Origin of the sequence: Pseudooceanicola lipolyticus (genome assembly GCF_002786325.1) — a bacterium.
Lineage (GTDB): Bacteria > Pseudomonadota > Alphaproteobacteria > Rhodobacterales > Rhodobacteraceae > Pseudooceanicola_C > Pseudooceanicola_C lipolyticus.
Genome location: NZ_PGTB01000119.1, coordinates 1 through 12998 on the forward strand (window position 1 = coordinate 1; position 12998 = coordinate 12998).

The window sequence follows — 12998 nt, forward strand, 5'->3', positions numbered from 1 at the left end:
CAGCCCGGCGCTGGCCAGCACCACGCCGCCCAGCGCGGCGCTCAGCGTCACCAGCGGACCGTTCGCCTCGCCGGTCAGCGCCTTCATCACCTCGGCCACTTCCAGCGCATTGCCCAGCGCCGGGGCCAGCGGCTGGCTCATGTCGCTGATCACCGCGGTTGCCTTGCATCCCGCCGCCACCGCGGTTTCGGTCAGGGCCTGCGCCAGCGCCGCCGCCGCGTCCATCGACTTCATGAACGCGCCCGAGCCCACCTTGACGTCCAGCACCAGCGCATCGGGCGACGCCGCCAGTTTCTTGGACAGGATCGAGGCGGTGATCAGGTCCAGGCTTTCCACCGTCGCGGTCACGTCGCGGATCGCATACAGCCGACGGTCGGCCGGGGCGATATCGGCGCTGGCGCCGACAATGGCGCAGCCCGCCTTGGCCACCAGCTCGTGCAGCCGGTCCTGCGGCACCGCTGTGGTGACACCGGGGATTGCCTCCAGCTTGTCCAGCGTGCCGCCGGTATGGCCCAGCCCCCGGCCCGAGATCATCGGCACATAGGCACCGCATTCGGCCAGCGCCGGGGCCAGCAGCAGCGACACGCAATCGCCCACGCCACCGGTGGAATGCTTGTCCAGCACCGGGCCGTCCAGCTTCCACTCCAGCACCCGGCCACTGTCGCGCATCGCCAGGGTCAGCGCGGCGCGCCCCTCGGTGCCCAGGCTGCCCATGCAGACCGCCATGGCAAAGGCGCCCGCCTGGGCATCGCTGACGCCCTGATCGGCCAGCCCCTGGGCGAACCAGCGCAGTTCGTCGCCCGTGGGCACCTCGCGCCGCCGCAGCCTGGCGATGATCGACCGTGCGTCCATACCCGGCCTAGACCCCGGCCATATGCGCGCTGCCAAAGGCGCCCGGCAGCAGCGCGGCGATGGTGGTCACCTGTTCCGCGCCCGATGTGGTGGCCAGCGTAACCTTGACCTCGCCCTTGCCGAATTCGGCAAGTTTCTGGCGGCAGCCGCCACAGGGCGGCACCGGCGCGGGCGACTCGGCGATCACATAGACCTCGGTCAATTCGGTTTCGCCGGCCGCGACCATGGCGGCAATCGCCCCCGCCTCGGCGCAGGTGCCTTCCGGATAGGCGACGTTTTCGACATTGCAGCCGGAAAAGATCCGCCCCGAAGCCGCACGCAGCGCGGCGCCGACCTTGAAGTTGGAATAGGGCGCATAGGCGTTTTCGCGCACCGCGCTGGCGGCGGTTTTCAAATCGGTCATCCGGCACAGCCCCTCATTCTGGAACCTATACTGTTTCAGCGCCACGGGCCGGGATGCAAGAGGAACATTTCCCGCCCCCGGCGGTTGAGCCAGTGAATGCCCGCGAGACAGGAGGCAATCATGGCACATGCACATACCGATACCCCGATCCCGCCGCGCGGCGACCAGCAATCGGTCAGCGAACATACCGAGGCGCAGTTGCAGCGCCTGTCCGACCGGCTGGGGGTGCCGCTGCACGGCGATCTGACCGAGCGCGAGGCGCGCCGGCGCATCATCATGCTGCGCGAGGCGGAAAACCGCTAACGTTCAGTCGGCCAAGGTGGTCTTGAACACCCCCGGCAGGGACACTTCCAGCAATTCGACATCCGCGCTCGGCTCGGCCAGGCGCGTCTTCATGCCCGGCGGGATTACGAAAGCGTCCCCCGCGGTCAGGCGATAGGGTTCTTTACCCTCGCCTTCCAGGGTCACCTCACCCTCCATCACAAAGGTGAACAGAATATCGGTGTCATGCGCCGCCCAGCGCGGCGCGCCCTCGCCGCGGCGCACCACCTGCACGCCCGCCACCCCTTTGGTATTGGCGGCGATGGTGGTGTCGCGGCTGCGATAGCCGGGCAACCGGAAGGGGTGCCATTCGGCGGTTTTGGCCTTGTTGAACACGAAGCGCTGGCCCTGCCATTCCCGATCGGGGCGCAGGGTTGGGGTGGGCAGTTCCATCTCGTGATCGATTTCGGTGACATGTTCGGCCGGCACGCCGATCTCGATCACCTCGACATTGTCGCTGGCCTCCAGCACCCGGTGCCGGATCTCGGGCGGCTGGATGAAACAGTCACCGGCGGTCAGGCGCATTTTCGGCCCCTGGTCCTCGTAAACCACGTCGACCCAACCGCGATAGCAGAAGATCAGCTGAAATCCGACCTTGTGGAAATGCACCATGTCAGGCACCGGCCCGCCATCGGGAATGCGGATATGGCTGGCAATGATCGATCCGCCCAGCCGGCTGGGAATCAGATCACGATACTGCATACCGGCGCGGCCGATGATCCACGGCGCCTGGTCGGCCAGCCGCTTGACCACGAAGGCATGTTGCGTCTGCGGCAACAGCATCGGCGGGTTGCGCTCGTCGATTTCAACCGTGGTGCCATTCGGCGCCGTCAGCCGCCGCGCCCCGTTGGCAAAGCCGTCGGGATCGTCGGTGAGGATGCGGATGGTGCCCGGCGGCTCGGACGCGCCGTTTTCCACCCGCACCCGCAATCCGTGCCCGGAGAACACCGCCACCTGCGGGTTGTCGGCCGGATAGATCATGTCCAGCCGCATTCCCAAGGTTTTGGTGAAAAACGGCAGATCATCGCGCAATTCGGTGGTGGGCAGGCGCATCTCGGCGATGGTTTCGGTCATTGCGCAATCCTTGTGAAAACGTAGTAAAACAGTGACCAAAGCGTGCAAAAGATGCAAGCGCCGCGCGCTGACGGGGAGACAGCGAAAATGACCCATTCCATGCCCCGAAAAAGTAGTTTAATGCTAAACTAAAATCCTGAGGAGGGGCAAAACGTGTCTGACAACCAGGGCCTGCGCCAGTCCGCGCTAAACTACCACGCGCTTCCGAAACCCGGAAAGCTGGAGATCCGCGCCACCAAGCCGATGGCCAATGGCCGCGACCTAAGCCTGGCCTATTCCCCCGGCGTGGCCGAGGCCTGCCTGGAGATCCGCGACGATCCCACCACTGCGGCGCGCTATACCGCGCGTGGCAACCTGGTGGCCGTGGTCTCGAACGGCACCGCGGTGCTGGGCCTGGGCAATATCGGCGCGCTGGCGTCCAAGCCAGTGATGGAGGGCAAGGCGGTCCTGTTCAAGAAATTCGCCGGCATCGACTGTTTCGATATCGAGCTGGACGAGAAGGACCCTGAAAAGCTGGCCGATATCGTCTGCGCGCTCAGCCCCACTTTCGGCGCCATCAACCTGGAAGACATCAAGGCGCCGGACTGTTTCATCGTCGAAAAGCTGTGCCGCGAGCGGATGAATATCCCGGTGTTCCACGATGACCAGCACGGCACCGCCATCGTGGTCGGCGCCGCGGCCAAGAATGCGCTGCACGTCGCCGGCAAGGCCTTCGAGGATATCAAGATCGTCTCGACCGGCGGCGGCGCGGCCGGCATCGCCTGCCTCAACATGCTGCTGAAGATGGGGGTGAAACGCGAAAACGTCTGGCTATGCGACATTCACGGTCTGGTCTACGAGGGCCGCGCCGAGGACATGAACCCGCAAAAGGCCGCCTTTGCCCAGGCCACCGATCTGCGCACTCTGGATGACGTGATCGACGGCGCCGACCTGTTCCTGGGTCTGTCCGGGCCCAATGTCCTGACCCCGGAAATGGTGCAGAAAATGGCCAGCCGGCCAATCATCTTCGCCCTGGCCAACCCCACGCCCGAGATCGTACCGGACGCGGCGCGCGCGGTGGCGCCGGACGCCATCATCGCCACCGGGCGCAGCGATTTTCCCAACCAGGTCAACAACGTCCTGTGTTTCCCTTTCATCTTCCGCGGTGCGCTGGATGTCGGCGCGACCGAGATCAATGACGAGATGAAGCTGGCCTGTATCGACGGCATCGCCGAATTGGCCCGCGCCACCACCAGCGCCGAGGCCGCCGCCGCCTATCGCGGCGAACAGCTGACATTCGGCCCCGACTATCTGATCCCCAAGCCCTTCGACCCGCGCCTGGTCGGCATTGTCTCCTCCTCGGTGGCGCGCGCGGCGATGGATAGCGGCGTTGCCACCCGCCCGATTGCCGACCTCGAGGAATACAAGGCCAAGTTGAACCAGACGGTGTTCAAATCGGCGCTGCTCATGCGGCCGGTCTTCGAAGCCGCCGCCGTTGCCTCGCGCCGGATCGTCTTTACCGAGGGCGAGGACGAGCGGGTGCTGCGCGCGGCGCAGGCGATCCTCAAGGAAACCACGGAAACCCCGATCCTGATCGGCCGCCCCGAGGTGATCGAACAGCGCTGCGACCGCTTCGGCCTGAACATCCGGCCCGGTCAGGACATCGAGATCGTCAACCCTGAGAACGATCCGCGCTATTACGATTACTGGACCTCCTATCACGAGCTGATGCAGCGGTGCGGCGTCACCCCGGATCTGGCCAAGGCGATCATGCGCACCAACACCACCGCCATTGGCGCCATCATGGTGCATCGTGGCGACGCCGACAGCCTGATCTGCGGCACCTTCGGCGAATATCGCTGGCATTTGAACTATGTCAGCCAGGTGCTGGCCAAGGACGGGCTGCGCCCGCAGGGCGCGCTGTCGCTGATGATCCTGGAAGACGGCCCGCTGTTCATTGCCGATACTCATGTGAACCAGCTGCCAACCCCCGAACAACTGGCAGAAAACGCCATCGGCGCCGCCCGGCATGTGCGCCGCTTCGGTCTGGAGCCGAAAATCGCCTTCTGCTCGCAATCCTCCTTTGGCAACCAGGCCGAGGGTTCGGGCAAACGGATGCGCGCCGCGATCGACCTGCTGGATGCCGAAACGCGCAATTTCTGCTACGAGGGCGAGATGAATGTCGACGCCGCACTCGACCCCGAGCTGCGCACCCGGATCTTCCCCAATTCTCGGATGGCAGGCGCGGCCAATGTGCTGATCTTCGCCCATGCCGACGCCGCCTCGGCGGTGCGCAACATCCTGAAAATGCGCGCCGGCGGGCTGGAGGTGGGGCCGATCCTGATGGGCATGGGCAACCGCGCCCATATCGTCAACCAGTCGATCACCCCGCGCGGGCTGCTGAACGTGGCCGCCATCGCCGGCACCCCGGTGGCGCAATACGGCTAATCTCGAGGCCGCCGACCGACGCAAAAGAAAACTCCGCCGCGCGAGGGCACGCGGCGGAGCAACGTTGGGAAAAAGATTACTTCTTGGTTGTGCCGGGTTTCGACGGCTTCGCCTTTTTGTCGCCCATGGGCGTAGACCTTCTGAAATACGAGGCGGTGAGATACCGCCCCTGAGACAAAACCTAGCGGCCAAATCCGGTGATTTGGCAAGCGAGATTGCGGTTGTAACGAAAGATGTGATCACAGGTGTCTCGGCGCCTGAACCGGGCGCGCGACCGCCCCGATTCTGCTAGGGCCATGGCCTGCCCTGAACCGCCGGCAACGCCTTGAATTTGCAAATCCGAGCTCAACAAAGGCCGAAATTTGCAGCCGATATGGGTTTTGCAAAATCGCCCCAAATAAAGCGCGCATCTATGCAAAGAATTTGCGCCACTCTGTCGCTGAACGGGCCAACCCGCTTGCCCGGCGGCGGCCCGGGCCTTACCACCGGTGCAGGGAGAAGGAGGAGCATCAATGGGCTATAGCGACGTCTACCAAAGCTGGAAAGCCGACCCCGAAGCCTTTTGGATGGCGGCGGCCGACAGCATCGATTGGGTGCGCAAGCCGATCCGCGCACTGAACCCGGACAAGGCGCCGCTGTATTCCTGGTTCGATGACGGGCTGGTCAACGCCTGCTGGAATGCGGTGGACCGCCATGTCGAGGCGGGGCGCGGCGCGCAGGTGGCGCTGATCCATGACAGCCCGGTCACCGGGACACTGCACAAGATCACCTATGCCGAGTTGCGCAACCGCGTTGCCACACTGGCCGGCGCGCTGCGCGACAAAGGCGTCGAAAAGGGCGACCGCGTGATCATCTATATGCCGATGGTGCCCGAGGCGATCGTGGCCATGCTGGCCTGCGCCCGGCTGGGCGCGATCCATTCGGTGGTGTTCGGCGGGTTTGCCGCCAACGAGCTGGCGGTGCGGATCGACGATTGCAAACCCAAGGCCATCATCGCCGCCTCCTGCGGGATCGAACCGGGACGGGTGGTGCAGTACAAGCCGCTGCTGGACGGCGCCATCGACCAGGCCGAGCACAAGCCCGAGTTCTGCGTGATCTTCCAGCGCGAGCAACAGGTGGTGCCGCTGGAAGACGGCCGCGATGTCGACTGGCACGGCTTTCAATACGGGGCGGCCCCGGCCGATTGTGTTCCGGTCGAAGGCAGCCACCCGGCCTATATCCTCTATACCTCCGGCACCACCGGCGCGCCCAAGGGCGTGGTGCGGGCCACCGGCGGGCACCTGGTGGCGCTGAACTGGACGATGAAAAACGTCTATGACGTCGAGCCGGGCGAGGTGTTCTGGGCCGCCTCGGATGTCGGTTGGGTCGTGGGCCACAGCTATATCTGCTATGGCCCGCTGATCCACGGCAACACCACCATCGTGTTCGAGGGCAAGCCGGTCGGCACGCCCGATCCCGGCACCTTCTGGCGGGTGATCGCGGACCACAAGGTCAAAAGCTTTTTCACCGCCCCCACCGCCATCCGCGCGGTGAAAAAGGAGGATCCCAAGGGCGAACTGGTCGGCAATTACGACCTCTCCTCGCTCAAGGCGCTGTTCCTTGCCGGCGAGCGGGCGGATCCGGACACCATCGAATGGGCCCAGCGCATCCTGAACGTGCCGGTGATCGACCACTGGTGGCAGACCGAGACCGGCTTTGCCATCGCCGCCAACCCGATGGGGGTGGAAAAGCTGCCGGTCAAGATCGGCTCGCCCTCGGTGGCGATGCCGGGATATGAGGTGCAGATCCTCGACGAGGCCGGGCACCCGATGAAACCAGGCGAACTGGGCGCCATCGCCATCAAGCTGCCGCTGCCGCCGGGCACCCTGCCCAACCTGTGGAATGCCGAGGACCGGTTCCTGAAATCCTACCTCACCACTTTTCCCGGCTATTACGAAACCGGCGATGCCGGGATGGTGGACGAAGACGGCTATCTCTACATCATGGCGCGCACCGATGACGTGATCAACGTTGCCGGGCACCGCCTGTCGACCGGCGCGATGGAGGAGGTGCTGGCGGCGCATCCCGACGTGGCCGAATGCGCAGTGATCGGTGTGGCCGACGATCTGAAAGGCCAGGCGCCGCTGGGCTTGCTGATCCTGTCCAAGGGCGTGAACCGTCCGCACGAAGAGATCTGCGGCGAATGCGTGACGCTGGTGCGCGAAAAGATCGGCCCGGTGGCCGCCTTCAAGCGCGCGGTGGTGGTCGACCGCCTGCCCAAGACCCGCTCGGGCAAAATCCTGCGCGCGACCATGGTGAAGATTGCCGACAATCAGGACTTCAAGCTGCCCGCCACCATCGACGACCCGGCGATCCTGGACGAGATCCGCGCGGCGCTGCAATCCATCGGCTACGCCAAGGGTTGATGCGGCGCCCCGGCTGACTGCCGGGGCGTTTGCGTCTAGGCCGCCGTGACCACATAGGCCTGCATCGGCGCGGAGACCGCGCCGCTGCCGAACCGGTCGCGGATGTCCTGGGTGGCGGTCTCGATCACCCGCTGCACCAGGTCCTCGCCATGCGGGATAAGCTCTCCGAACATCGGCGTGCCCCGCGTCAGCGCGATGGCCGGGTGCGACGCCTCCTGCGCACGGCTGGTCAGGGTCAGCTTTTCGATCTCGCAGGTCTCGAACCCGGCCGCCATCAGTTCGGCGCGCAGCGTGTCGGGGTTTCCATGCCCGTGCGGGGTGCGCGCCATGAATTGCGGCGGAGCCTCGGGCAGCAGCCGGCCCGCGGCGCGAAACACGATATCGGCAAACACGTTTTCCTCGATCCGGTCCCAGACGTTGAACAGGAACCGGCCGCCCGGCCGCAGCACCCGGCGCGCCTCGGCATAGCCCTTGACCCGGTCGGGGAAGAACATGACCCCGAACTGGCAGCACACCGCGTCAAAGCTGACATCCGGAAATGGCAGGTCCAGCGCATCGGCCACCTGCCATTCGATCCGCGCCTCGCCGCCCTGCTGCCGTTTCGCCTGCTCCAGCATCGGCGGGTTCAGGTCGGTGACCACGAACCGGGCCTCGGCCGGCAGCAGCGGTGCCAGCACGCGGGTAACCGCGCCGCTGCCCGCCGCGGTTTCCAGAACGTCGCGCACCGGGGCCGCCACCACCCGCCGGGCGAGGTCCGCGGCATAGGGTGCGAACAGCATCGGCACCATGTACTTGTCGTAGATTTCCGGAATTGCCCCGGCGAAGGTCTTGTCATTCGCGCGCATGTCCAAACCTCCACGGCGCCCAATAGCGCGACCCTAGCAGATTCTCGGGCCCCGCGCAGCGTCCATCGCGGCAATCAGCGCTTGGCATTCCCGATCCGTCACGCCAAGGTCGCCGCGGGAGTACTGACATGACACAAGACACACTCTGGCGCCTCAGCGCCACGGAAACGGCTGCGCGCACGCGCACCGGAGACCTGACCGCCGAGGCGGTGACCCAGGCCGCCATCGGCCGGATGAACGCGGTGAACCCGGCGCTGAACGCCGTGGTCGAGGATCTGGGCGCCGAGGCGCTGGAGCGCGCCCGCGCGCTGGACAAGGCCCGCACCGCCGGCCAGTCCACCGGCCCGCTGCATGGCGTGCCGGTGACCATCAAGATAAACGTGGACCAGGCCGGCCACGCCACCACCAACGGGGTCGCCGCGCTGAAAGACGTGATCGCCCCCGGTGACGCCCCGGTGGTCTCGAACCTGCTGAAAGCGGGCGCGATTGTGATTGGCCGCACCAACACGCCGGAATTCTCGTTCCGCGCCGATACCGACAACCCGCTTTACGGCCGCAGCCACAACCCCTGGGGCAGCCACATCTCGCCCGGCGGGTCATCCGGCGGCGCCGGCGCGGCGGTGATGGCCGGGATCGGCGCGCTGGCCCATGGCAATGATATCGGCGGATCGCTGCGCTTTCCGGCCGCCGCCAATGGCGCGGTGACGGTCAAGCCGGGGCTGGGCCGCGTCCCCGCCTATAACCCCAGCCAGACGGTGGAACGCGGGATGCTGGCGCAGTCGATGTCGGTGCAGGGGCTGATCGTGCGCGCCGCCGAGGATCTGCACCTGGCCATGCCGGCCACCATCGCCCCCGACCCGCGCGACCCGTTCCACATCCCGCTGCCCTGGCGCGGCGAGGCGCCGGCAGCGCCGGTCAAAGTGGCGTTTACCAAAACCACCTTCGGGTTCGACCTGCACCCCGAAGTGTCCAAGGCGCTGGATGCGGCGCGCGAGGCGCTGGCCGATGCCGGCTATGTCGTCGAAGAGGTCGAGCCGCCGATGGAAGATTGCGCGCTGGACGGCTATCGCGCGCTGCTGGGCGAGGTAAAGGCGCTGATGGGGCCCGATATCCGCGCCCATGGCTCGGACACCATCCAGGCGATCTTTGACGAATATTTCCGCCAATTCCCGCCCTTCGAGGGCGACGAGCTGCTGGCCATGATGGCGAAACGGTCGCATTACGCGCGGCAGTGGTCGCTGTTCCTGGAAGACTATCCGCTGGTGCTGACCCCGTTCCTGCCGCAGCCCTTCTTCCGCCCCGACCGCGACACCGAAGGCGCCGCCGGCGTGCGCGAGGTGCTGGGCGCGGCGCTGTGGTCCTATTCGATGAACTTCCTCGGCCTGCCCGCCGGCAACGTGCCGGCGCGGCTGGCCGACCTGCCGACCGGTCTGCAACCGATCAACGTGCAGATCGTCGGCCGCCGCTGGCGCGAAGACCTGGTCACCGATGCCTGCATTGCCGTCGAAACCCGCATCGGGCGCATGTGCGACCGCCTGTGGGAGATGATGGGGTAAGGCGGGTCCCTGCCCCGCGCCGCGCACCGGGTCTGCTCCGCGCCCCCGGCGCGGCGACCCGGGCAACAAAAAATTGCGGGCGCCGGTAAATCCCGGCACCCGCAGATCGCGGATTGAAAATGCCTGGTCAAATACAGCTTCGGGAAGGGGAAGAGACCATCCGAAGGGCTGTAATTGCAGCCGGGTTCTGTATGGCACGACCCCGGCCCGTCGTAAGTGAACTGCTTCACCGCCCGGTGAGTTCCCGACCATTTTTTGCAATCTTCGGATCGGCGGCGGCGTCATATGTCGCGACCGGCGGAAATCGGCCCAGCCGGCGGCGCGACGCTTGCCCGAAAAGGCAAGGCGCGGCATCCTCTGCGCGCAGAAATTACGGGCGCGGGGTTGGGGCCCCACGCCCGCAGACAGAACCAGTAAAAAAACACCGCATCAATCGTAACCACACTTTCCGGCACACATGAAACCGAACCGGAAGGCCGAGAATACAGCCAACTGCCTTTTGCACTACGCGCTTGCCTAGGTAAGTAACCCGGATCACAGTTCTATGAAGATCGTGAAGTTATGCACAAGAAAATGCGGGCGCAGAGTAGCGGCTCCACGCCCGCAACTTGCCGCATAACATGCATGGTTGTTACATCACGCGATGACGTGAACACTCGTACCCACCAAGCCGCCGCAGCGGCTGGAGTAATATACATACTCACATCGGCGTATGCAGCAGGTGATCCGGGTTACACGAGAAATTGAACGCGCCCCCGGCCGGGCTAGGTGAACTGTTCCGAGATCAGGCGCTCTTCCAGCCCGTGGCCCGGATCGAACAGAATCCGGTGCGCGACGCTGGGATCGGAACGAATCTCGACCCAGTCGATCACCCCGGCCGAGATCGAATCCGCATCCGCCATGACCGGGCGTTTCTCGGGCTCCAGCACATCGAATCGCACCTTGGCGATCTTCGGCAGCAGCGCTCCGCGCCAGCGGCGCGGCCGGAAGGCGGCGATCGCGGTCACCGCCAGCACATCGGCCCCGATCGGCAGGATCGGCCCGTGCGCCGAATAATTATAGGCGGTCGACCCCGCCGGGGTCGACACCAGCGCCCCGTCGCAGACCAGCTCGGCCAGCCGCACCCGCCCGTCGACCGAGATCCGCAGCCGCGCCGCCTGCGGCCCGGCCCGCAACAGCGACACCTCGTTGATCGCCAGCGCCTCGTGCATGACGCCCTCGCGGTCCATCGCCGTCATCCGCAGCGGATTGATCAGCTCGTCCTCGGCCGCGCCCAGCCGCTCCATCAGATCGGTTTCGCTGTATTCGTTCATCAAGAAGCCGATGGTGCCGCGGTTCATGCCATAGACCGGCGCCGGCAGATTCTGCGTCGCATGCAGCGTGCGCAGCATGAAGCCGTCGCCGCCCAGCGCGACGATCACATCGGCCTTGTCCTGCGCCACATCGCCATAGCGACCGATCAGCGCGGCGCGCGCCGACTGGGCGACCGGCGCCTCGCTGGCCAGAAAGGCAATTTTCAGGGTCATTCCAGGGGTTTCCGGTCCTGCTCACACGGATCCGAAACAACCATACCTTTCCGGCCAAGGCCAGCCTTGGCGGTGCTGCGCGCCGCTTTGTCGCTTATCAGGCTTTATCCCGGCGCCGCTTTCCTTTAGGCAAACGCCAACTTGCTGCCCTCCTTCCCAGTTTGGAGAACGATATGAACGCGCCACACCGTGATACCGGCTTCTTTACCGAATCCCTTGCCACCCGCGACCCCGAACTGTTCGGTGCCGTCACCGACGAGCTGGGCCGCCAGCGCGACGAGATCGAGCTGATCGCCTCGGAAAACATCGTCAGCCTCGCGGTGCTGCAGGCGCAGGGCACGGTGCTGACCAACAAATATGCCGAGGGCTATCCCGGCAAACGCTATTACGGCGGCTGCCAGTTCGTCGACGTCGCCGAAACCCTGGCGATCGAGCGCGCCAAGGAATTGTTCGGCTGTGAATTCGCCAATGTTCAGCCCAATTCGGGCTCGCAGATGAACCAGGCGGTGTTCCTGGCGCTGCTGAAACCCGGCGATACCTTCATGGGGCTGGATCTCAACTCGGGTGGCCACCTGACCCACGGCTCGCCGGTCAACATGTCGGGCAAATGGTTCAACGTGGTTTCCTATGGCGTGCGCCAGCAGGACCAGCTGCTGGACATGGACGAGATCCGCGCCAAGGCGCGCGAGCACAAGCCCAAACTGATCCTCGCCGGCGGCACCGCCTACAGCCGCGAATGGGACTGGGCCGCCTTCCGCGAGATCGCCGATGAAATCGGTGCCTATCTGCACGTGGACATGGCGCATATCGCCGGTCTGGTGGCCGGCGGCGTACATGCCTCGCCGGTCCCGCATGCCCATGTGGTCACCACCACCACGCATAAATCCCTGCGCGGCCCGCGGGGCGGCATGATTCTGACCAATGACGCCGACATCGCCAAAAAGGTGAACTCGGCCGTCTTCCCCGGCCTGCAGGGCGGCCCGCTGATGCATGTGATCGCCGCCAAGGCGGTGGCCTTCGGCGAGGCGCTGCGCCCCGAATTCAAGACCTATGCCGCCCAGGTCAAGGCCAATGCCGCGGCAATGGCCGACCAGCTGATGAAGGGCGGCATCGACATCGTGTCGGGCGGCACCGAAAACCACCTGTGCCTGGCCGACCTGCGGCCCAAGGGCGTGACCGGCAAGGCGGCCGAGGCGGCGCTGGGCCGGGCCCATATCACCTGCAACAAGAACGGCGTGCCCTTCGACCCGGAAAAACCCTTCGTGACCTCGGGCATCCGGCTGGGCTCGCCCGCCGGCACCACCCGCGGCTTTGGCGAGGCCGAGTTCCGCCAGATCGCCGACTGGATCGTCGAGGTCGTCGATGGCCTCGCCGCCAATGGCGAGGACGGCAATGGCGAGATCGAGGCCAAGGTGAAATCCGAAGTTGCCGCGCTCTGCGCCAACTTCCCGCTCTACCCCAGCCTCTGAACCGACCCGCCGTGGCGCGGCACCGCGCCACGGCCCCGGAGCGGCTCAGGCCATATCCGCCGGCAGCAGCGCGTCGGGCAGGTTCTGGTAGCAGACCGGGCGCAGGAAGCGGCGGATCGA

General features: G+C 65.7%; 10 protein-coding genes and 1 pseudogene. 5 read left to right on the forward strand and 6 right to left on the reverse strand.

Annotated features, from left to right (window positions below):
- Together CVM52_RS19240 and CVM52_RS19245 are read right to left on the reverse strand one after the other, a co-directional pair.
- The coding region (locus CVM52_RS19240) for a thymidine phosphorylase (RefSeq protein ID WP_100164054.1) at positions 1-852 on the reverse strand (852 nt) is incomplete at its 3' end.
- 7 nt (positions 853-859) lie between these two features.
- Positions 860-1255, reverse strand: a complete 396-nt coding sequence (locus CVM52_RS19245; RefSeq protein ID WP_100164055.1) for a cytidine deaminase — start codon at positions 1253-1255, stop codon at positions 860-862.
- 120 nt (positions 1256-1375) lie between these two features.
- Here CVM52_RS19245 and CVM52_RS19250 point away from each other — a divergent pair, with 120 nt between their 5' ends.
- The gene (locus tag CVM52_RS19250; RefSeq protein WP_100164056.1) at positions 1376-1558 is read left to right on the forward strand and encodes a hypothetical protein; all 183 of its coding nucleotides are present in this window, start codon (positions 1376-1378) and stop codon (positions 1556-1558) included.
- A 3-nt stretch (positions 1559-1561) separates the two neighbouring features.
- Here CVM52_RS19250 and CVM52_RS19255 read toward each other — a convergent pair whose 3' ends face one another.
- A complete protein-coding gene (locus CVM52_RS19255; protein ID WP_100164057.1) occupies positions 1562-2650 on the reverse strand; it encodes a cupin domain-containing protein in 1089 nt (362 codons plus the stop codon).
- Between the two features lie 153 nt (positions 2651-2803).
- Between CVM52_RS19255 and CVM52_RS19260 the strand changes: the two genes are divergently transcribed.
- Together CVM52_RS19260 and prpE are read left to right on the forward strand one after the other, a co-directional pair.
- Complete coding sequence (locus CVM52_RS19260; protein ID WP_100164058.1) at positions 2804-5077, forward strand: NADP-dependent malic enzyme; 2274 nt, start codon at positions 2804-2806, stop codon at positions 5075-5077.
- Between the two features lie 512 nt (positions 5078-5589).
- Positions 5590-7482: a propionate-CoA ligase PrpE gene (gene prpE, locus CVM52_RS19265; RefSeq protein ID WP_100164059.1), complete on the forward strand. Its 1893-nt coding sequence runs from the start codon at positions 5590-5592 to the stop codon at positions 7480-7482.
- Between the two features lie 35 nt (positions 7483-7517).
- Here the strand turns inward: prpE and CVM52_RS19270 are convergent, their stop codons facing one another.
- Complete coding sequence (locus CVM52_RS19270) at positions 7518-8327, reverse strand: class I SAM-dependent methyltransferase (protein WP_100164060.1); 810 nt, start codon at positions 8325-8327, stop codon at positions 7518-7520.
- 128 nt (positions 8328-8455) lie between these two features.
- On the opposite strand from CVM52_RS19270, the gene CVM52_RS19275 reads away from it, so the two are divergent.
- Positions 8456-9883 (forward strand): amidase family protein, encoded by a 1428-nt coding sequence (locus CVM52_RS19275; RefSeq protein ID WP_100164061.1) that lies wholly within the window; start codon positions 8456-8458, stop codon positions 9881-9883.
- 764 nt (positions 9884-10647) lie between these two features.
- On the opposite strand, the gene CVM52_RS19280 is transcribed toward CVM52_RS19275, so the two are convergent.
- On the reverse strand, positions 10648-11409 hold the full coding sequence (locus CVM52_RS19280; protein ID WP_100164062.1) for an NAD kinase: 762 nt from the start codon (positions 11407-11409) through the stop codon (positions 10648-10650).
- Between the two features lie 173 nt (positions 11410-11582).
- On the opposite strand from CVM52_RS19280, the gene glyA reads away from it, so the two are divergent.
- Entirely contained in the window at positions 11583-12878 is a 1296-nt protein-coding gene (gene glyA, locus CVM52_RS19285; RefSeq protein ID WP_100164063.1) for a serine hydroxymethyltransferase, read from the forward strand.
- A 45-nt stretch (positions 12879-12923) separates the two neighbouring features.
- Here glyA and CVM52_RS28120 read toward each other — a convergent pair.
- Positions 12924-12998 (reverse strand): annotated as a pseudogene (locus CVM52_RS28120) (aldehyde dehydrogenase family protein); the annotation flags it as partial.

Excerpts from the sequence above, each read along its gene's own strand:
- glyA (WP_100164063.1), top strand. The coding sequence starts at position 11,583 with ATGAACGCGCCACACCGTGATACCGGCTTCTTTACCGAATCCCTTGCC.
- CVM52_RS19245 (WP_100164055.1), bottom strand. The coding sequence starts at position 1,255 with ATGACCGATTTGAAAACCGCCGCCAGCGCGGTGCGCGAAAACGCCTAT.
- prpE (WP_100164059.1), top strand. The coding sequence starts at position 5,590 with ATGGGCTATAGCGACGTCTACCAAAGCTGGAAAGCCGACCCCGAAGCC.
- CVM52_RS19280 (WP_100164062.1), bottom strand. The coding sequence starts at position 11,409 with ATGACCCTGAAAATTGCCTTTCTGGCCAGCGAGGCGCCGGTCGCCCAG.
- CVM52_RS19270 (WP_100164060.1), bottom strand. The coding sequence starts at position 8,327 with ATGCGCGCGAATGACAAGACCTTCGCCGGGGCAATTCCGGAAATCTAC.
- CVM52_RS19250 (WP_100164056.1), top strand. The coding sequence starts at position 1,376 with ATGGCACATGCACATACCGATACCCCGATCCCGCCGCGCGGCGACCAG.
- CVM52_RS19255 (WP_100164057.1), bottom strand. The coding sequence starts at position 2,650 with ATGACCGAAACCATCGCCGAGATGCGCCTGCCCACCACCGAATTGCGC.
- CVM52_RS19275 (WP_100164061.1), top strand. The coding sequence starts at position 8,456 with ATGACACAAGACACACTCTGGCGCCTCAGCGCCACGGAAACGGCTGCG.